17 protein-coding genes and 1 pseudogene are annotated in these 21,496 nt (G+C 42.8%); 9 read left to right on the top strand and 9 right to left on the bottom strand.

What is annotated here, in order from left to right; genetic code table 11:
• Positions 1 to 4: 4 nt before the first annotated feature.
• From hypB to PP182_RS08555, 9 genes are all read right to left on the bottom strand, one after another.
• Positions 5 to 703 (bottom strand): hydrogenase nickel incorporation protein HypB, encoded by a 699-nt coding sequence (hypB, locus tag PP182_RS08595; RefSeq protein ID WP_072878679.1) that lies wholly within the window; start codon positions 701 to 703, stop codon positions 5 to 7.
• Between the two features lie 31 nt (positions 704 to 734).
• Positions 735 to 1,082: a hydrogenase maturation nickel metallochaperone HypA/HybF gene (locus PP182_RS08590; RefSeq protein ID WP_036382147.1), complete on the bottom strand. Its 348-nt coding sequence runs from the start codon at positions 1,080 to 1,082 to the stop codon at positions 735 to 737.
• Positions 1,083 to 1,089: 7 nt separating this feature from the next.
• Positions 1,090 to 2,571 carry a hypothetical protein gene (locus tag PP182_RS08585; RefSeq protein ID WP_072877979.1) on the bottom strand — a complete coding sequence of 494 codons (1,482 nt, stop codon included), beginning with the start codon at positions 2,569 to 2,571 and terminating at the stop codon, positions 1,090 to 1,092.
• Complete coding sequence (locus PP182_RS08580; protein ID WP_036382140.1) at positions 2,546 to 2,803, bottom strand: hypothetical protein; 258 nt, start codon at positions 2,801 to 2,803, stop codon at positions 2,546 to 2,548. Before PP182_RS08580 ends, PP182_RS08585 begins: the two co-directional genes overlap by 26 nt.
• On the bottom strand, positions 2,800 to 3,120 hold the full coding sequence (locus PP182_RS08575; protein ID WP_051947244.1) for a hypothetical protein: 321 nt from the start codon (positions 3,118 to 3,120) through the stop codon (positions 2,800 to 2,802). Before PP182_RS08575 ends, PP182_RS08580 begins: the two co-directional genes overlap by 4 nt.
• An 8-nt stretch (positions 3,121 to 3,128) precedes the next feature.
• Positions 3,129 to 3,596 carry a hydrogenase maturation protease gene (locus PP182_RS08570; protein WP_036382137.1) on the bottom strand — a complete coding sequence of 156 codons (468 nt, stop codon included), beginning with the start codon at positions 3,594 to 3,596 and terminating at the stop codon, positions 3,129 to 3,131.
• A 79-nt stretch (positions 3,597 to 3,675) separates the two neighbouring features.
• Positions 3,676 to 5,268: a nickel-dependent hydrogenase large subunit gene (locus PP182_RS08565; protein ID WP_036382135.1), complete on the bottom strand. Its 1,593-nt coding sequence runs from the start codon at positions 5,266 to 5,268 to the stop codon at positions 3,676 to 3,678.
• Between the two features lie 21 nt (positions 5,269 to 5,289).
• Positions 5,290 to 6,252 carry a hydrogenase gene (locus tag PP182_RS08560; protein ID WP_067037452.1) on the bottom strand — a complete coding sequence of 321 codons (963 nt, stop codon included), beginning with the start codon at positions 6,250 to 6,252 and terminating at the stop codon, positions 5,290 to 5,292.
• A 208-nt stretch (positions 6,253 to 6,460) separates the two neighbouring features.
• Positions 6,461 to 9,355 (bottom strand): Tn3 family transposase, encoded by a 2,895-nt coding sequence (locus PP182_RS08555; RefSeq protein WP_094998668.1) that lies wholly within the window; start codon positions 9,353 to 9,355, stop codon positions 6,461 to 6,463.
• A gap of 120 nt (positions 9,356 to 9,475) precedes the next feature.
• On the opposite strand from PP182_RS08555, the pseudogene PP182_RS08550 reads away from it, so the two are divergent.
• From PP182_RS08550 to PP182_RS08510, 9 genes and pseudogenes are all read left to right on the top strand, one after another.
• Positions 9,476 to 12,235 (top strand): annotated as a pseudogene (locus tag PP182_RS08550) (efflux RND transporter permease subunit); the annotation flags it as partial.
• Positions 12,232 to 13,530: a TolC family protein gene (locus PP182_RS08545; RefSeq protein ID WP_094998940.1), complete on the top strand. Its 1,299-nt coding sequence runs from the start codon at positions 12,232 to 12,234 to the stop codon at positions 13,528 to 13,530. The pseudogene PP182_RS08550 and the gene PP182_RS08545, both read left to right, overlap by 4 nt.
• A 2-nt stretch (positions 13,531 to 13,532) precedes the next feature.
• On the top strand, positions 13,533 to 14,096 hold the full coding sequence (locus PP182_RS08540; protein WP_094998939.1) for a helix-turn-helix domain-containing protein: 564 nt from the start codon (positions 13,533 to 13,535) through the stop codon (positions 14,094 to 14,096).
• Between the two features lie 74 nt (positions 14,097 to 14,170).
• The gene (locus PP182_RS08535; protein ID WP_094998938.1) at positions 14,171 to 16,618 is read left to right on the top strand and encodes a multicopper oxidase domain-containing protein; all 2,448 of its coding nucleotides are present in this window, start codon (positions 14,171 to 14,173) and stop codon (positions 16,616 to 16,618) included.
• A 27-nt stretch (positions 16,619 to 16,645) separates the two neighbouring features.
• Complete coding sequence (locus tag PP182_RS08530) at positions 16,646 to 17,242, top strand: DUF3347 domain-containing protein (protein WP_094998937.1); 597 nt, start codon at positions 16,646 to 16,648, stop codon at positions 17,240 to 17,242.
• On the top strand, positions 17,243 to 17,698 hold the full coding sequence (locus tag PP182_RS08525; protein ID WP_094998936.1) for a heme-binding domain-containing protein: 456 nt from the start codon (positions 17,243 to 17,245) through the stop codon (positions 17,696 to 17,698).
• A gap of 74 nt (positions 17,699 to 17,772) precedes the next feature.
• Entirely contained in the window at positions 17,773 to 20,283 is a 2,511-nt protein-coding gene (locus PP182_RS08520) for a heavy metal translocating P-type ATPase (protein ID WP_094998935.1), read from the top strand.
• 5 nt (positions 20,284 to 20,288) lie between these two features.
• Complete coding sequence (locus PP182_RS08515; RefSeq protein ID WP_272650878.1) at positions 20,289 to 20,996, top strand: PepSY domain-containing protein; 708 nt, start codon at positions 20,289 to 20,291, stop codon at positions 20,994 to 20,996.
• Positions 20,997 to 21,015: 19 nt separating this feature from the next.
• Entirely contained in the window at positions 21,016 to 21,495 is a 480-nt protein-coding gene (locus PP182_RS08510; RefSeq protein ID WP_094998933.1) for a DUF305 domain-containing protein, read from the top strand.
• The last annotated feature ends 1 nt before the right edge of the window (position 21,496 follow it).

The raw sequence follows: 21,496 nt of genomic DNA, 5'->3' as shown, positions 1-21,496 counted from the left end.
GCCATTATCCTTTCTTCCGTTCAATTTTCTCCAGTAACCAATCACACCAAGCATCTATTCCCTCTCCGTTCGTAGACGAAACTTGTAACACTTCTATTTCATGGTTTACCTCTCGCGCATCCTTGATTACGGCTTCTACTGAGAAAGGCACGTAAGGCAATAAATCGGCTTTTGAAACGACCATCATATCGCTGGTCAAAAACATTTTAGGATACTTTTTGGGCTTGTCATCACCTTCTGTTGTTGCCATTAAGGTAACGCGATAGTCTTCACCCAAATCGAAAGAAGCCGGACAAACCAAATTGCCCACATTTTCTATGAACAATAAATCAATATTCTCCAAGTCGAATTGGTCTAAAACCTGATGCACCATTTGAGCTTCCAGATGGCAAATACCTCCCGTTACTATCTGCAGGGCATGTATGCCGGTCTCCCGAATACGCTCTGCATCACGTTCCGTTTCTAAATCTCCGACCATCACGGCCATTGTTATTTTATCCTTTAGTTTTTCTGCGGTTTTCTGCATTAAGGTGGTCTTACCACTACCTGCTGATGAGGTTATGTTGATTAAAAGAGTATTGGTTTTAGCCATTTCCTTTTTAATAATATCCGCTACAAAATCATTTGCTTTGAGCAAATTGATATTAGTGTTCTCGCATTGCACAGTTCCTCGTGCCGCCTTTGTTGATTTATCTACGCTCATCGTTTTTTTGTGTTTATAAAGACCTAATGGTCTAGTCATCAAATTCTATTTTGTGAATCAACATTTCCTCCCCTTCGATTACATTTTTACTTGGTCGTTCGCAATTTTCGCATAGAAACCTGTAATTCTCCACATTGGTAACATGATCGCAAACTTCACATTGAATTTTCAATTGTGTCGATTCTATTTTCAAAGCAACGTTCTGAAATCTGCCATCCCTTAAATGATAAACATCATATGCGTTGTGTAGCAAACGCGGTTCTATGTTCGAAAGGATTCCCACTTTCAGGTGAATTGCTTTCATCTTCTGGAGTTTCTCAGCTTCAAACTCTTGTTCCAAAGTCGCAATAATGCTATTTACGATAGATGTTTCGTGCATAACCCTCCTAAATTAAACTTTTTACTTTTTCCAATTCTTGGAGATGCTTCTCAGCTTGTTCTAGTATACCAGCATCTGTCACCAAAGTTTTCACTTCCTCGGCTTTTTCCTTCATTTCTTCATATTTTTTCAACTCCTCCTCACTAGTTTCGTTATGTGTAAGCCATCCCAATTCCAATTGATTCATCAAGGTCAAAGCACGTTCAAAGGGATATGCTTCTGCCGTTCTCACCTCAAGCGCTTCCTCAAACAGACCAGCTGCTTTTTCAAGATTGTCATGAATTTTTGCTGGAGGAAAATGCATTAACGCTGTCGCATAATTATGACTTGCCATTGCATTTTCATACGGATACTTATCTTTTGTATAAAAAGCCAGAACTTCTTTGAAGGATGATGCACAAAAGGCCGTCCACATTGGTTTCTCGTCAGCACCTACCGGAATTTCAGAATAAATTAACGCCAGATTGTGATGTACATCTGCAAATTTCTGAGGATGTGTATCTCGCTTGAACACTTTCAATACATCCTGAAAAGCATTAATGGCTGCTTTATAATATTGAGGACTTCCATTCTTTGACCAAGTATATAATAGAATCGCTTTTTTGAATCCGGCCTCTCCCAAGAACTCCGGAATATCTTCTTCTTTAAAATATTGAATCGCTCTATTAATAAGTTCTTTGGATGCAACAAAGTCTCCCTTAAAATTGGCAATTTCTGTTGCATCGACCAACAACATTCCTGCCTGTATTTTCAGGTCTTTTGCTTCGAATTGAGCAATGGCCTTTAACTGCAGTTCATGAACTTCTTCTAACATTTGACTATCATAAGGCACTTGTAATTGTGCCATTAAAATTCCCGCTAAATGGGTATTCATTGCATTTTTGGCATCTTCTGAAATGGCAATTTCGAATTGTTCTTGCGCCAGTTGTTTTGCCTCCTGCAATTCACCAGAATCGAGAAGTAAATTTAGGTAGTGTTTAGCCGTAAATACCTTGACTTCATCATTTTCAGCTTTGGAAAGTGCTTCAGAAAACTCTTTTTTAAGTCCCTCATTGTTTTTGGGGTTTTCTACGACACCATAATAACTTAGAACTGCACTGTTGTGCGGCGATGTATTGTAACAAAAATCTACCATGTCAGGCGAAATCTCATAACCGAATTGCAAATGTGTTGCAATCAAAAGGTGGTGGTATAGCGGATGTTCTTCAGAAACAAACTCAAAGGCCTTTTGATGATTTCCAAGCTTATAGAAAACCAAGGCCAGTAGATTTTGCCTGTTAAATGGAGTCGCAGGAAATATATAAGGCGGTTCCAAATCATACCAATCTAAAGGAACTGTAATTTCATCCGATGCTACCACCAAGGTTTTCAGGTCATCTATAGTTTCAGCGTCCTCGGTTATGCCAACCAACTCATCCAATCTATCTACCGATGCAATCGCCTTCTGAACCTTTAGGATGGCATCAGTTGTTGTTAATATCGTAAGCATCTTTGTCTACTTTTTGTGTACCTCGTGGGTCTTTTGCAGCTGTTTGCTGTATATTTCTACCATAGATTTCAGCGAGTCGTTCCGAACGGTAATCACCGATAACTTGAACCAAAACCTCGTTAGGGTCTTGGGTATTTATAAATATGAGCGAAACCTCCCAACGTCCTTTTACAGGGGTAACCTTGTACTGCACCTCGGCATCTATTAGCCAGTCGTTTTTTGGTTTTGTCATGAGATACTCACCTTTATCAAATTCGTTTTTTCAATGATTTCATAATCCAAATCCCTGTCAGTCATATCTAAATCATTGTCTATCAATATCTCTCGAATAGCTAGGGTTTTATCACCTTTTAAATTACGTGATTTCAATAGAAACTGAGTCGGTTTGTACATTTTAACGAACCATTGACTCGAAACAGGAGTGATTAAAACCTTACTCTGCTCTTCCACATAGGTGACATACGCGTAATGAATGTCTCCGAAGATGGGTTGAATCAATTCATTGTCCAAATAAATATGTGAAGTCTTCAGGGTGATTTTAGCACTCACGTAGATATCTATAAATTTAATTCTTCCAAAATATGTTGTACGACTTTATCACCTGCTTCCTTCACCACGTCACTCAAATCAACTTCTAGCTTGGTATTTTCAATCGCCACTAAATACACTTGAATATCTTCTGGATACTCATCTTGTAATATTTTTTTCGTGTACGATAAAGCCTGGTCCCATTTCATTCCATGGAGAAAAACCATCGGGTCATCTTGAGGTGCTTTCATTACTTCTTCCGCTGGGACTTTAAACAAAGTACCCACAGGTTCATTGCTATTCAGAACTGCATCTGCCAAAATAATCTTATCATGGCCTTTTAAACCAAAAAGTACTTCAAAGGCAGCTGTACCCATATCGATAATGCTTATGTCGTCAGAATCGGGAAGTTTTTCCCGCAACTGTTCTATTACATAAATGCCTACTGCATCATCGCTGCGCACCGGATTTCCAAATCCCATTATTGCCGTTTTCATCTATTTTTCTTTCTATTAAAGTAAAAAACTTTCCCGAGGTCACCCTCAGGAAAGTCTCAAAAAAACTACATGTCAGAAGTTATAATTTGAATCTTGATAGCTCAACGCCACTTTGCGCATCATGGGCATGTACCGTACATACCAAACATGAATCGAAAGAGCGCGCTACAATACCTACTTCTACTGGATCTAATGGGTCTTCGATCGTTGTGCCCAAAAGAGCGGTCTCAATAGGTCCTGGATTATCATTACCATCTTGCGGACCAACATTCCAAGTTGTTGGGGCCATAACTTGATAGTTTTTGATAACACCATCTTTAATTTCAATCCAATGTGCTAAGGCTCCTCTTGCTGCTTCCGTAGCACCAAAACCTTTGCCGTCTTTCTCAACAGGTTTGGTGTAGAACTCACCATCTAAATCAATTTCAGATAACCATTGTTCAATGAATTTATAGATTCTAGGAGCTTCATGAACTCTAGCAAGAACTCTAGTGAATACGCTAGGCCCTAGCTTTTTCATGATATCACCAAATAAAGGATCTCTAATTTGATGTTCCTTATTATTTGGGTTAGCGTTCATAATCACCCTAGCCAACGGACCAGCTTCAGCAGCATGTCCGTCATAACGCGGAGCTTTTGCCCAGCTATATTGATTATCAAAGTCACTATCATGCAATGTCTGCGATTTCATAGGTGTCGGAAGCGGTTCATCCCAAGGGTGAAGCCCATCTTCTTGGTCTTTATACCACGAATGCTTAACGTGCTCGCTCACTTTCATGTGGTCAAACTCATGATAATTTTCACCATCAAAGAATCCACTTGAGCTAATTAAGGCGTCATTTCTACCTTCAATAGTTGGATTATTATATCTGTCTTTATGCAAGTATGTTCCTGTTGCTAAGAATTTACCAACACCTTGACCGAATTTATCCAAACCAAATTCGATACCCGCACGAATCAACAATCCCAGATCACTATTCTTTTGAGATTCATTTTCTTCGACCCACGCCAACATGTCGTCCCAAGATTTGATTTCCATATAACGCTCGATAGAGCAACCTAACCAAATCGGTTCTAACCAATCGTTTTTAAATTGTGCGAGTATAGCATGAGCTCTGGTAATATCCTTTAAGGTAGGAGCGCACATCACCCCACCCGGCACCATGTAACTTGAGTGGGGCCATTGACCACCGAACAAGGCATAAATCTGAACTGGCAGTCCACTTGCCGTCAATCCCTTTTGAAAGGTTTCTCCGACATAGGCGGACCAGCGTTTTACCACTTCCTTATATAAAGGTTTATCGGCATACTTTTTATTAGCTAAATCCGTGGCGAAAATCGCATAATACCATCTTGGGATACTTTGAAGGGTTTCCGAAGCCTGACCAATCGCTCTCAACAAAAGAGCATTTGGGGTTAGCTTTGTTCCCCAAGCAGTATCTAATGCCGAGGATGCACAATATAGGTGCGACCCTCCACAAATACCACAAATTCTAGGAGTAACAATGAGTCCCGATTGTGGATCCTTGCCTGCCATGATTTTCTCAAAACCCCTGAACATCGCTGCTTGCGTATGGGCGCGTGTGACTTTGCCGTTGTCAATATAGACCTTCACATCCAAATCGCCCTCAACACGACCAACGGGAGATATATTTAATTCTGTTACTGACATTTTTATTCTTTTTCGTTGCTATTATTTTGAACCTTCCTTAACCCTATGGTTTGTAGGTAATACTTTCTGGAAACCGGCCTCTAAATAGTAAGCCAATTTGTTCCTACCCTCTGGGACTTCTTTAGGAAATGTACCCATGTACTTCATGGTCTTAAAAACACTACCTTTCATAAGGTCGTGATGTGGAAAGCCAGGTTCGGTACAGCCCAAACAAGGATGATTAGCTCGGGTTTTACTAGATTGTCTGTTCCACAATATATTGTTACAACTCGCTCTTGTCATTGGGCCTCTACATCCAACCTCGTAAAAGAGGCATCCGTTACCCCTTTGGCCAAATCCACCATCGACTTTTTGTGCAAAGTTGACTACGTTGGTACAACCTGTCTGAACAAAGTCGGTAAAAAACGTTTTTGGCCTGTGGTAATCATCAATAAGCACATCGCCTATCCTTCCCACAGAAATCGCGACAAGAATTTGAGTAATCCAATCTGGGTGCGCAGGGCAACCTGGTATATTTATTACTGGCAAACCACCTTTTGAAACATAGTCAGGGCCCAAGAACCCACCCTTGTTCTTTTTATGGAATTGCATTCCAGTAGATTCACTAGGGTTTGGCGGAACTGCAGGTATGCCTCCCCATGTTGCGCAATCGCCAATAGCGACGACATAGCCCGCAACTTCTGAGAGTTCCTTAATCCAGTCCTTCATCGGACGGTCAGCGAATAAGTTCATGGTTCCTGTGTTATCCGGGCCTTGAATTATCGAGCCTTCAAAAACAAGAATATCCATCTGCACTTTTCCTGCGAGGATATCCTTTAATAGGTCTTGAACTTGGTCCCCAATCTGTAAACCGGTTGTTGGGTGCCATAAAATGTTTAGCCCGAAATCGGTAATAAGTTCTACCACCGTTGGTTCTTCGGCGTTCAAAAAGGACATTGTGTTGCCACTACATGCACCTCCTTGTAACCATAGTACATTTGCCATAAGTCATTTGATATTTATTTTAAAAGTAATGAAAATAAGAATATGATTCTTATTTAACAAAATTTTTAGAGTATTTTGCGTTATTTGGAATATATCTTAATTATTCATGACAACCTCTTAAAATAAAAAGTCTGTAAGCTAATTTAATTTCAGATGAACTAATTGAGTTTCATGAAAGGAACCATTTTTGGTACAGAGGATGATTACCCTACACGGCCAGACCGAGGTTTTTGTCCATATCAAGCTCAAACTTCCCGTAAGGGTTCACATGTGCATGTATCAACGGGCTCAATGCTCGGTAATCTTCTTTTGAAAACCTGTCCATCCATCCGTTCTCGGAAACCACACGTTGGATCATAAGTGTGTTCACATAGACTAAACAGTTCTGGAGCAGATGAAGTGCAAGTACGGATAGTTCCTGTTCTTCCAATCGGTTCGAGGAAACTTCACCACTTTTTCCAAAAAAAATGAAACCGTTGGCAGAGTTCCAATTCTCTATCACGTTCAGCCCCCCGTGTATTTCACGTCTGATGTCCCCATCGGCAAGGTACCTGCAAAGGAATATCGTTTTCACCGCCTTTCCTAGTTCCTGCAGGGCCCTGTATGTCGGATGGCTCTCGTTACCCCTGGTGAACCTCTTTAAAATTGATTCAGGGTCGGCGGTACCCTGTTCCAAAGCAGCGGTATATTTTACCATTTCATCATATTGCCTCTCGATGATTTCCCATTTGATACCTCTATTGAGTATCGGTAAAAGGTTTTTAAGTTCTTTCTTTAGGGAAATATCGGGTAGGTAAAGTTTCTGGGAGGCAATATTCTTCAACCTTGGCATTAGTTCAAACCCCAAGAGCTTGCAAAAAGCAAACGCGACCTCACTCTGACCGTGGGTGTCCACAAACTGTTTTTCCACCTTCATATCGGTACAATGCTTGAGTACACCTTCTATCATATTGGCCACTTCTGATGAGGAACATTTCTTTAGTTGGGAATAGATGCAGGTGGATCGCGTGTCCACGTGCCAATAGATCATAACGCCCCTTCCTCCATACCGGATGTGCCATTCCGCCATCAGGTTCTGGTCCCAGGACCCGAACTTTTTGGAATCGGAGGCACATGAGGTCGTTGCCTCGCCCCAGAGTTTGGTGTCCTTTACGGAGAATACCCCATTGGCCACTTCCCTAATGGCACTGCGCAGGGAATCTTTGTGTACATATACATTCTTTACATGACGGAGCTCCTTGTAGCTTACATTATTACCTGACGCTATTCTTTTAAGTCCCATATTGGTTCCAAGCCCATAAAGAACCAACAATAGTCTTTTTCTGAGCTGTTCCGGTGTCAAACGTTCAGATGTCCGGATACTCTTGAACAATTTTGTGAACCCGGACCAACTGTCCGCTTCGCGAAGGATTTCCAAAAGTGATGTCATTGGCCATCTGGATTGTACATCTCCCTTGAGCGCATTTATGTTCGGTGGGTCCACGAGCGGGTCCATGGGGGAGAGAACAATGTTCTTGATGCCGCTTTGCCGTAATCTTACATACTTGTTGGACGGCAAGTTTTCATTTAACGTTCTCAGTGCGATTTCCATTTCTTCCTTTAATCCCTTGGTAAATTCCACGGGGTCGTTCTCTACGCCCAACCGGTCGTAATAAAATTTCCTGTTCATATTGAAGTCTTTAGGTACATCCTCATCGGGATTACGGTACCTATCGGCTCCTTCAACCCATATTTCCTTGCAACGGAGCCTCTTTCTCAAAGCTTCAAGTACTGCTATTTCATAGTCTATCCGATCCATATCGCCTTTGCCCATCCCTTTGACAAGTTTTACAAAGCTGGGCTTGATGATGTCCGAAGTGGGAATCGAGTCATCGTCCATTGAGAATTTTGAGTTTGGCATAGGGTTCTCCAACAGCCAATCTATCGCGTCCAAAATAGGTACGTGCAGATCGTTGTTCGACCTGAAGGTAAGACTGCCCAATATTTTCGGGACCATTCTCCGATAATGTGAGGAATAACTGGAACGCACCAATCCATGGATTTCATTTTTGAAACCCTTACCGGAATATTTATACTCCTTGACGATATCGGAAAGCTTCGATTTATTTGCAATGGGAAATATTACCCTATTGATGGTTCCTTTAGGGTCCTTCAATGATGCCTCGGCGATTCGGGCCAATATTGTCGTCTTACCATAAACGCGTTTCAATTCCTTTACCAGTGCGGTCTCTACTTTCTTTTTTGCCTTCTTTGATAGTTTTCCCACAATGAGAATGAAAAGATCCACAAGGTCATCTATGATTTTTTGCCTTCTGGAAAAAAGAAAGACACCCATCAGGGTATCCCTAATATATGGTGGGTGTCGCCTTATCTCCCAAGCGGATTCCGAAGCTATTCTTTTGTACAATCTTTCCCTAATCTTGGGATGTATCCCACCGATTTCTTGAATAGGAATTGCGCAATCCTCTATAAATGCCAATTTGTCCAGCTCATCAAGAACGGTTAGAAGGCCAACACGTCCAGGATCTGAACGAAGCCAAGTAAACGAACCCTTTTCGCCTGGATCGCTTCTCAGGCAACGGTCGAATAATTCCGTTGTACCCCTTCCCAACAATGATGCAACCTGATCGAAAAATCTGTTTTCAAATTTCGAGAGTGCAGTGGAAATTATACGGGAAAGTACTTTTTCCGTAGGAGCTGAAAGTTTATGTTCAAAGAACCATTTAAGGCAAACATCTTCGATTTCTGTTTTTGTACTTCCAAAGGGAAGGATGTCGTCAATCAAAAAATCGATAAGATCTTCGCGGTGTTCTTCATTTGTTTTTTCAACGCCCAAGAATTTTAATATTTCTTTACGATGACGTTCTGCGGTTCTTTGCGACCAATCATACTCATTTAAAATAGATTCATTGGTCTCCAACTGTTCACTTAAATGGGAAACCAGACCACTTACCAAACTTGATTTACTTTTAGGAAATGAACCTGTGGATAAATATTGTTTCAATTGGACTGCAAAAGCCAGTTTATGGGGAAAGCTTTTATTCTTCAACAATATTGACTCATCGTAGGTCAGGTACCAATCCTGATACTGGTTTTGTTCCATGTGTTTTTGCCACAAATTAGCATATTTATCTTAATACGCTATATTTGAGATAAATTCGATATCAGTGTTTACAGGGCTTGTGGGCTAAGTTGTCGCTTTATGCAGCTATGAGGTCACTACCCCTCAAAGGAACTGGCAGACGGTAAAACCTCACAAGTAACCATAGTCCCCTTTTACGACCGTACCGAACTCATTCAGGAAACTTTGGGTACGCTCAACGAGGCCCTGACCTTGGAAATCCTGATTACTATTTTGGTCATTATCATTATGGTTTTCAATCTTCGAGCCTCTATCCTGATTTCTGGACTGCTACCTGTGGCGGTATTAATGGTATTTATCACGATGAAACTTTTTAATGTAGACGCGAACATCGTCGCCCTCTCTGGAATCGCCATTGCCATCGGTACCATGGTCGATGTGGGTGTCATCCTTGCCGAGAATATGATCCGCCATCTGGAAGATGAAGGCTTACGAGTAAATGAAAACGGCAAAGCCTATACCACTAACGAAATCGTCTATAATGCCACCGCCGAAGTTTCGGGCGCTATCGTTACAGCGGTAATGACTACGATAATCAGTTTCCTTCCGGTGTTTACAATGGTAGGTGCCGAGGGAAAATTGTTCCGACCCCTTGCTTTTACCAAAACAATGGCACTCGCTGCGGCATTGGTTATTGCACTGTTTCTTATACCACCTTTTGCGGCAACTTTTTTTAGGGAAAGGAAAATGCGGGAGCGGCTCAAATATGCCATCAATGGAATTTTGATTCTATTGGGATTCACTTCCGTAGTCTTCGGATATTGGATAGGATTGGTACTTGTCGCTTTTGGTGCAGTAGCCTTTCTATCAATGCGTGTTACGCTTTCGCGGAAGCAAAAAAATCTTATAAATACGGCTATCGCTACCATTGCCGTAGTGTTTCTATTGGCGGAATACTGGCGACCCCTCGGGTTTGACCGTAGCCTGACAATGAACCTAATTTTTGTGGCTGTAAGCTGTTTTGGGGTTCTGGGCATCTTTTCGTTGCTCAGGAAATACTACGACCGTATCTTGAAATGGGCATTGCAAAACAGGTTGTTGTTTCTTGTGATTCCTACTACGCTGCTTGTTCTCGGTTTCTTCATTATGCGCAACACGGGCAAGGAATTTATGCCAGCTCTCAACGAGGGTTCGTTCCTGCTGATGCCTACGTCGCTTCCACACGCTGGGGTTGAAGAAAACAAACGGGTCTTGCAGCAATTGGATATGGCCGTGGCCACCATCCCTGAAATCGAGACTGTGGTCGGAAAGGCAGGAAGAACAGAATCTGCACTCGATCCTGCACCGCTCTCGATGTACGAAAACGTGATTCAGTACAAGTCCGAGTATATGCGCAACGCTTCAGGGGAACGGCAACGCTATCGGGTAAATGATGACGGACTGTTTGTGTTGAAAAACGAAAAGTTACATATCAATCCGAACAATGAAGTAGAAAACGATGCCAATTATGAAGCATCTCAATTGCAAACTACCGTCACAAGAAACGAATTGATTCCCGATGACGATGGCGAGTACTACCGCAACTGGCGACCTGAAATCCAAAGCCCGGATGATATCTGGAACGAAATTGTTAGGGTAACAAAATTACCCGGCGTCACATCCGCACCCAAACTACAGCCCATTGAAACCCGTTTGGTGATGCTACAGACGGGAATGCGTGCGCCGATGGGCATCAAGGTCAAGGGGCAGGACTTACGTGAGATCGAGGCGTTCGGACTTAAGCTCGAAGAAATTTTGAAACAGGCCGAAGGGGTCAAGGAACAGGCCGTATTTGCAGACCGTATCGTGGGCAAGCCCTATCTATTGGTCGATATTAAAAGGGAACAACTGGCACGTTACGGTGTTTCGATTATGGACGTGCAGGAAATCCTGCAAGTGGCCGTTGGCGGAATGCCCCTGACCCAGACGGTGGAAGGCCGAGAGCGGTATGCGGTTCGGGTACGCTATCCCCGTGAGCTACGTGATAACCCGACCGACTTAAAGAACATCTACGTTCCCGTAGAAAAAGGCAGTCCTGTTCCATTAGGCGAATTGGTTGATATTCGATATGAGCAAGGCCCACAGGTTATCAAAAGCGAGGATACGTTTTTGGTAGGTTATGTCCTGTTCGATAAACGCGACGGCTTTGCCGAAGTGGATGTGGTGGAAAACGCCCAGGCAATGATTCAGGACAAAATAGACAACGGTGAACTGACCGTTCCCAAGGGCATCAGTTACAAGTTTACCGGAACTTACGAAAACCAGTTACGTGCCGAGAAAACCTTGTCCGTCGTGGTACCCCTGTGCCTGATAATCATATTCCTCATTCTGTACTTTCAGTTTAAGTCCGTATCCACCTCATTGATGGTGTTTACCGGTATCGCCATAGCCTTCGCAGGTGGCTTTGTGATGATTTGGCTATACGGACAGGATTGGTTTCTGAATTTCAGTTTGTTCGGTGAAAACCTTCGCGAGCTGTTCAACATCAAGACCATTAACCTGAGCGTCGCGGTCTGGGTAGGGTTCATCGCGCTTTTTGGCATCGCTACGGATGACGGTGTGGTGATGGCGACCTATCTCGACCAGAGTTTTGTTAGGGAAAAACCCAACGACAAAACGGGTATCCGTCAGGCTACCCGCGAAGCGGCAGGAAAGCGTATCCGTCCCTGTTTGATGACAACCGTAACCACAGTTTTGGCATTATTGCCAGTGCTGACATCCACAGGAAAGGGAAGTGATATTATGATTCCGATGGCCATCCCCATTGTGGGCGGGATGCTCATTGATGTAACCTCGTATTTCCTGTTGCCAGTCCTTTATAGCTGGCGGGAAGAATATAAACTTAAACGCACGAGCAAATGAAAAATATAAAAATCATAATTGGATTGTTGCTTGTTTCCGCTGAAGTTTATGCTGAGCGAACACGAAGTGCGAAAGCCCTCCTGAACGCATTGCTAATATTGAGCATTGGACTGATTTCAATCGGCGGGCAGGCGCAACAATTACAATCCTACATTCAAGAAGCCGAAAGAAACAATCCTGAGATTCAAGCCTACGAGCTGCGGTACAATATTGCCGAGAAAAAGGTCAATGAGGTCAATACACTACCCAATACTACAGTAAGTGCGGGCTATTTTGTAAGCGAACCCGAAACAAGAACGGGTGCGCAACGGGCAAGGTTCTCTATTTCGCAGATGTTGCCGTGGTTCGGCACTATAACCGCTCGGGAAAACTATGCGGGTTCGATGGCGGAAACCGAGTTTGTGGAAATTGCCATTGCCAAAAGAAAACTGGCACTCTCGGTCGCCCAATCCTATTACCAACTGTATTCCATCAGGGCAAAGCAGGATGTGCTCGATGAGAATGTCCAACTGCTACAAACCTACCAACGGCTGGCACTGACCTCGGTTGAAGTTGGGAAAGCCTCTGCGGTGGATGTGTTGCGATTACAGATTCGACAGAACGAACTGCAACAGCAAAAAGAAGTTTTGCAGGAAGACTATTTGGCGGAACAGGCGAGCTTCAACAATCTCTTGAATCGCAAAGAAAGTATTGCCGTGGCAGTCGTCCCAGAAATCACCATTCCGACGGAAGACCCGATGTATAGCGAAGAAGGCTTGGCACTCAATCCCGAACTGCTCAAATACGACAGGCTTTACGAATCCATCGAGCAATCGGAATTGCTCAACCAAAAGGAAAGCGCACCGAACATCGGTTTTGGATTAGACTATGTACCTGTTTCCGAGCGGCCAGATATGACCTTCAGTGATAATGGTAAAGATATCGTGATGCCAATGGTATCGCTGTCCATACCCATTTTCAACAACCGTTATTCCTCGATTTCCAAACAGAACGAACTGAAACAACTGGAAATCGAATCCCAGAAAAACGACCGATTGAATACGTTGGAAACCGCTTTCGCGAAAGCAACATCGCAACGCAATCAAGCACGAATAAAATTCAATACACAGCAAAAGAATCTTAATCAGGCAAAGGATGCCGAGGAAATCCTGATAAAGAACTATGAAACAGGCACCATCGATTTTAACGATGTGCTGGACATTCAGGAACTGCAGTTAAAATTTCAAGTGAACCAAATCGAATCAGTGCAATTGTATTATGTGCAATCGGCAATTATCAACTATTTAATCAATTGATTATGGTCAAGGATTTCTATATAAAAAATATGGTTTGTGAACGATGCATCAAGGTGTTGAAGGATGAATTGAATGCACATAACATTGACTTGCTCCAGGTAGAATTAGGCCGTTTGCGATTGGATATTGAAGACCATGATGTAGATAAACTCGAAAATTTATTGAAAGAAAACGGTTTTGCACTCATCACTTCGACCGAGGATAAATTGACGGAGAAAGTAAAAATTGAATTGATAAAGTTACTGAATATGATGCCACTTGAGATTAACGGTAAGCTATCAGATTTTCTTGCGGATAAATTACAAAGGGACTATTCGAAAATCAGCAAGGTGTTTTCCATTACAGAGGGCATCACTATTGAAAAATATTTTATCAAACTGAAGATAGAAAAGGTCAAGGAACTTATCCAGACACCCGAATACAATTTTACGGAAATAAGCCAGATGCTCGATTACAGCAACGTCAATCATTTAAGCAAACAATTTAAAAGCGAGACTGGAATGAGCCTTAGCGACTACAAGGATGGCCAGAAAAATTTTAGAAATCCTTTGGACAAAATTGTATAGATATGAACCAGAATTATGATACAACATACTGAATACCAGTAATATTTTTGTTGAACAATAACAATGAGAAAACTATGAAATTACTAAGAATTATCACATTACTCCTGTTTTCTTCTACGGTATTCGCCCAAGTGGGAACTAACGGACAGGATAGAAAGGAAGAGGGGCGACCTGTTAAGGAATACAGTCTTGTTTTGGAAAATAATAAAATAACGCTTGGAGGAGTAACGGCAAACGGGATGACCATCAATGGTAGTATTCCCGGCCCAGTCTTGGAATTTACCGAAGGCGACTTGGCCATCATCAACGTAACCAATAAAATGGATGTTGAAACATCGGTACACTGGCACGGATTGATACTCCCCAATTTTTATGATGGGGTTCCCTATTTGACCACACCCCCAATAGAACCTGGAACCACTTTTCAATATAGAATACCCATTAACCAATCGGGTACCTACTGGTACCATTCGCATACGATGCTCCAAGAACAAAAGGGTGTTTATGGCTCCATTATGATTCAGCCCAAGGAAAAAACATTGGAATATGATAAGGATTTGGTCGTGGTACTCTCTGACTGGACCAACGAAAAACCAATGAACGTACTGCGAAACCTTAAGCGCGGGAATGAGTGGTATCAAGTAAAAAAAGGTACGGCGGTTCCTTTGGGGAGGGTCATCAAAGAGGGTGCATTTGGTGCTCAACTCAAGTTTTGGAGAGACCGTATGGAAGGTGCGGATATAGCCGATATCTATTATCCGGCATTTCTGACCAATGGGAAAATTTTGGCGGAATATCCAGAATTCGAGGCGGGCGAAAAAGTGCGGCTTCGTTTTATTAATGCCTCCGCTTCCACCTATTATTGGATGGATTTCGGTGGCGGCAACCCTATGGTGGTCTCCGGTGATGGTATCGATGTGGAACCGGTTTCCAAAACTCGTTTCCTTTTTGGTATTGCCGAGACCTATGATGTTATCGTTACCGTTCCCGAGGGTACCTTGGAGGTGACGGCCACGGCACAGGATGGCTCTGGAAGCACTTCGTTGCGCTTGGGCCAAGGAACCCTGTATCCGGCAAAAAGAATTGACAGGCCCGATAAGGTGGCAATGATGAAACAGATGGCCAAAATGGATATGAAAATGGGCGCACCTGCAATGGCCGGTAACAAAAAGAAGAACACTCCGGAATATCTGATGCAAAAGTACGGAATGAAGATGGATATGAAAGACGGCAAGATGAATATGGGAATGCACGATAAGATGTCAGTGAATAATGGCCAAATGGATAAAATGAAAATGGATGACCAAAAACCTATGGATATGAATGAAAATCATATGCAAATGGAGATGGACAAAAAGATGGACGGTATGGAGGGAATGAACCCGCCTGCCGGACCGGCAGGAAAGGATTCAATGCCTATGAACCAAAAGAACGCATCCAATAAAATGAAGGGTCATATGGGTCACAATATGTCTATGATGAAGAAAGACACTTCATCTTTTGATTATGATACCCGAAAAACCTACTTCAACTATGATTTCTTAAAGGCAACCGAAAATACGACCTACAATGCTGATTTGCCCGTGAACGATATTCTATTGAACCTGACCGGGAATATGCAACGGTATGTATGGAGTTTGAACGGTGTGCCGCTTTCAGAAACGGATAAAATTAAAATCAAAGGAGGTAAAGTAACCCGCATTACGCTCAACAACCTTACAATGATGCACCACCCGATGCACCTACACGGGCATTATTTTAGGGTAATCAACGAAAATGGCGAACGTTCCCCATTAAAGCATACCGTCAATGTGCCACCGATGCAGAAAGTGGTCATCGAGTTTTACAACGAGGAGTATGGCGATTGGTTCTTTCACTGCCACATCCTGTACCACATGATGGGTGGTATGGCACGCATTTTCAGTTATGATACCCCAAGGGATGAAAGGATGCAGGATTTTCCTGTTAAAAAACTGATTGACGAAACAGACCATTATTATTCGTGGGGGATGGCGCGCTTGGGCTCAAACTTCAATGAACTCTTTTTAATGTCAAGCAATATCCGCAACGAGTTCGGACTACGGGCTGAATTTGACTATGACAAAAACTTTGAAGCCGAAGTAAACTATAACAGATACCTTAATGATTGGGTGCGCCTCTATGTAGGGGTAAATACCGAAACCTCCACACCCGATTCTTATAACACCTTTAATACGGTAGGTTTGGTGGGTTTAAAATACTTTACTCCGTACCGCTTCAATGTAGATGTGAGTATGGACCACCAACTAAGGCCAAGAATTCGTCTGGACCGGGAATTCTTGATTTTTCCGAGAATTTTTCTGGAAGGTGAATACGAATACCGGGCCGACTTTGGTTGGGTGAACGATATTGGGGATTCATCTTATCAAAGCGAAACCCAGTGGTTGGTGGGAGCCTCTTATATCCTATCCCGAAATTTTTCAATACAAGCAAATTACAATAACCGATATGGCTGGGGTGGCGGCCTTTTAGCCCGATTTTAACAAGTAACAATTTAAAACAAACACAAAATGAAAACAGTAAAGAGAACAATAGGTACAATGGCACTTGCTGCCATAGTGATGGTAACAGTTTCCTGCAAGGACGGAAATAAGAACGAACCCGCCAAGCCAATGAGCAATGAAATGCATCAGGAAACGATGGATGACAAAACAGATATGGCTATGGACAACAGTCAAGATGCTAAGGCCGAGGCCATTTTAAAGGGTTATTTCAACCTAAAAGATGCTTTGGTTAACGATGACAATTCCAAAGCAAAGGAACTGGGTAACACCTTGGCGCAATCGCTCAAATCATTTGATGCATCGAGCTATTCGGACAGCCAGCAGAACGAACTAAAGGACATCATCGAGGATGCCACCGAACACGCCGAGCACATCGGCGAGAGCGATATCAAACATCAACGCGAGCATTTTAAAACGCTTAGCAAGGATATGACCGATATGGTGGCGATAACGGGAACTTCAATGACCATTTATGAGCAGTACTGCCCTATGTACGATAACAATAAAGGCGGTGCTTGGCTTAGTATGAACGACGAAATCAGAAATCCCTATTTCGGTGATAAAATGCTTACCTGTGGTAAGGTACAACGTGAAATAAACTAAGTGAAAATAGTAAAAATCATAGCGTGGGTAGCTTTGATTGTCTTTGTGGTCATCCAATTTTTTCCTGTGGACTATAACCAGAATGAAATGGTGCCGCAAACCGATTTTATGCTCGTGAACAATGTACCCGCAACGATCGAAAAATCGTTACGGGTTTCCTGCTATGATTGCCATAGCAATAATACCGATTATCCTTGGTACAGTAAGGTACAACCAGCAGCTTGGTATTTAGAGGACCATATTAAAGAAGGTAAAGCAGAATTGAATTTTAACGAATGGGATAACCTTTCAGAAAGAAGAAAAACCAGCAAGTTGCGGTCGATCATAAGCCAGCTTGAGGATGGGGAAATGCCTTTGGATAGTTATACGCTAGTTCATAGGGATGCCCTTCTTTCGGAAGTAAATAAGGAAGCAATCATTGACTATGTAAATACACTTAAAGATAGCTTGGAATAAAGTCCTGGTGGGGGAAGGGCAACATGAAGTTTGGTTAGTAACTCTTCTCGTGTCAGGCACAAATATTAAATGCAATGAAACATACCTATCACATACACGGAATGACCTGCAACAGCTGCAGAAACCACGTCGAGAAAGCACTTTCCAATGTGGAAGGGGTAACGAATGTATCTGTCGATTTGGAAAAAGCCGAAGCGGTCATTGAAATGGAATCGCATATTCCTATCGAAACATTCCAGGAAGCACTAAAGCAAGAAGGCGGTTCGTACAGCATCCACAAACCGGGCGAGCATCATCACGAGAATGATTCTGTTTCTGCGAAAAAAGAAAAATCAAAAGGCCAAGGAACAGGAACCTTCTATTGCCCAATGCATTGTGAGGGCGATAAAACCTATGACAAACCGGGCGACTGCCTTGTCTGCGGAATGGATTTGGTGGAAGAGAAAAACTTGAACACTACCAGTTCCGAACAATGGACCTGCCCAATGCATCCCGAAATCGTAAAGGACGAACCGGGAAGCTGTCCTATCTGTGGTATGGATCTGGTTCCTATGAGACCCAACCTTTCCGCAGAAGAAAAAACGTATCGAAAACTGCTCAAAAAGTTTTGGATAGCTGTCGTCTTTACACTGCCAATCTTCCTGATAGCAATGTCGGAAATGCTGAGCAACAATCCATTGTACGACTTTTTGGAATTGAAATATTGGAACTGGATTCAATTCGGACTTTCAATCCCGGTAGTATTTTATGCGACGTGGATGTTCTTTGAACGTGCCTACCGAAGTATTAAAACGTGGAACCTCAATATGTTCACACTAATCGGTATAGGTGCGGGCGTGGCTTGGTTGTTCAGCGTATTTGGGATGCTCGTACCAGACTTTTTTCCGGACCAGTTCAAGACCGAAGCGGGCACGGTACATGTTTATTTTGAGGCGGCCACGGTCATTTTGACCTTAGTGTTGCTGGGTCAACTCTTGGAAGCCCGAGCGCACAGCAAGACCAATTCCGCAGTCAAGGAACTTTTGAAACTGGCACCCAACAAAGCGGTCAAGGTTGTTGATGGTGAGGAACAGGAAGTTGCTATCGATGACATTGAATTAGGTGATATACTTCGTGTCAAACCGGGCGATAAGATTCCCGTTGACGGTGCTATCACCGAGGGCGAAACATCCATAGATGAATCGATGATAACGGGCGAGCCTATTCCTGTGAACAAATCCGTCGATGACAAAGTAAGCAGTGGAACGATAAACGGCAATCAGTCTTTTCTGATGAAAGCGGAAAAGGTGGGTTCTGACACCTTGCTGTCCCAGATTATCCAGATGGTCAACGATGCAAGTCGCAGTCGCGCCCCTATCCAGAAATTGGCAGATACGGTTTCTGGCTACTTTGTGCCGATAGTTGTCATCATTGCAGTCATAACTTTTGGGATATGGGCGATATGGGGCCCTCAACCCTCCTATGTCTATGCACTGGTCAATGCCATTGCCGTATTGATTATTGCCTGTCCCTGCGCTTTGGGCTTGGCAACGCCAATGTCCGTGATGGTCGGTGTCGGTAAGGGTGCTCAAAATGGGGTACTCATTAAAAATGCTGAAGCCTTGGAAAAGATGGATAAGGTAGATACCCTCATTGTGGACAAAACGGGAACGATTACCGAGGGAAAACCTACGGTAGAAAAAGTGGGTTCATTTGATAAGGGTTTTAGCGAAAGCGAAGTACTTCAATATATCGTTTCGCTCAACAGTCAAAGTGAACATCCTTTGGCGGAAGCCACCGTAAAATATGGAAAAGAACAAAACGCGGAATTCCTAAAAGCTGAAGGGTTCAATGCCGTTACCGGAAAAGGTGTTGATGGCAAGGTCAACGGTAAAGATGTTGCTCTTGGCAATGCCAAAATGATGGAACAAGCGAATGCAAACCTTTCCGATGCGATGGAGAATGAAGCACAAACCTATCAAAAACAGGGTAAAACGGTTTCCTATCTCGCTATAGACGGTAAAACCGTGGGCTATGTTGTAATCGGTGATAAAATCAAGGAAACCAGTGCCAAGGCCATCAAGGAATTACAGGAAAAGGGAATTAACGTGATAATGCTTACGGGCGACAACCACGATACGGCACAGGCTGTGGCGAGCGAACTCAATCTTGCCGACTTTCAGGCAGGAATGCTACCTGAAAACAAACTGCAAGAAGTGGAAAAACTTCAGAAAAACGGAAAAGTGGTCGCAATGGCTGGTGATGGAATTAACGATGCCCCTGCCTTGGCCAAAAGCGATGTGGGTATCGCTATGGGAACTGGCACCGATGTGGCTATAGAAAGTGCGGCGATAACCTTGGTCAAGGGCGACCTGCACGGTATTGTAAAGGCACGGAATCTTAGTGATGTGGTAATGCGGAACATTAAGCAAAACCTATTCTTTGCAATGATTTACAACACCTTGGGAATACCCATTGCTGCGGGATTTCTATATCCATTTTTTGGGATTCTGCTATCCCCGATGATAGCGGCCTTGGCGATGAGTTTCAGTTCGGTTTCGGTCATTGCCAATTCGCTAAGGCTCAAAGGTTCAAACATCGACTAAATTATATGGTAAAAAGAAAAACAGCGATAAAAATTAGAAAGGCACACCGCTATCTGGGCATCTTCTTGGGCATCCAGTTTTTGATGTGGACGATAAGCGGTATGTATTTCAGTTGGACCGATATTGACGAAATACACGGCGACCAGTTTCGACAGGACCCGATTGTGGCATCCGCCTTTAAGTATTTGATAAGTCCTTCCGAGGTGAATCTTGAAGAAGCCATTGTATCCGTAGAACTTCGGGAAATCGATGGTGAACCTTTCTACTGGATAAATGGTAAACAACTTTTTGATGCCCGAACAGGTGCCGAAAAAAAAGCAATTTCAGAAACCGAAGCGCTTAAAATCGCTGAACGGAATATGTTGCCTGAACTTGAAGTGAAAGGAATCGAGCTCATCGAACAAGTGGATAACCATAGCGAATATCGCGGTAGACCGCTTCCAGCGTATGTTATAAGTTATGAAACACCCGAAAATATAAAGGCCTATGTTTCAGAAAAAGATGGTGCGTTCCAAACGCTACGTCATCGGGATTGGCGTTGGTTCGACTTTCTATGGATGACCCATACGATGGATTATGAAGGTCGAGATGATTTTAACACAATCGTACTACGTGCCTTTTCCCTACTGGGATTGATAACCGTATTGAGCGGATTATTGTTATGGTACATCAGTTCACCCACAATCAGAAAAATAAAAAAGAGAAACAAATAACACCAAAAATTCAAAAACAATGGAACATTCAAATCACTCAAACAAAGGAAAATACAGAACCTTTTTTATTATGCTGGCTTGCTCATTCGTGGCTATGTATATCACGATGTATCTCAACACCTATGAATGGGACCACGTATGGTTCAGCTTAACACGCTTCTATATGGTCTGTCTGGGTATTGCTGCAATGGCAGTGATAATGTGGTTCTTTATGCGTAAGATGTACACCGATAGGAAAAAGAATATTGCCATACTTTTAGGTAGTTTGGTCTTGTTTCTGGGGGCATTATTTCTTGTACGCGACCAAAAATCAACAGTAGGTGATGTGTTATGGATGAAAGCGATGATACCACACCATTCCATCGCTATATTGACCAGTGAACGCGCCGATATTCAAGACCCAGAGGTTAAAAAACTGGCAGAAGAAATTATTAAGGCACAGCGTAAGGAAATTACCGAAATGAAAAAAATGATTGAGCGATTACAGAACGAAAAATAAT

It is taken from the genome of Maribacter sp. PR1 (genome assembly GCF_028464145.1).
GTDB lineage: Bacteria > Bacteroidota > Bacteroidia > Flavobacteriales > Flavobacteriaceae > Maribacter.
Note: the sequence above shows the minus strand (reverse complement) of the source record. Positions and strands in the feature narration are given on the sequence as shown.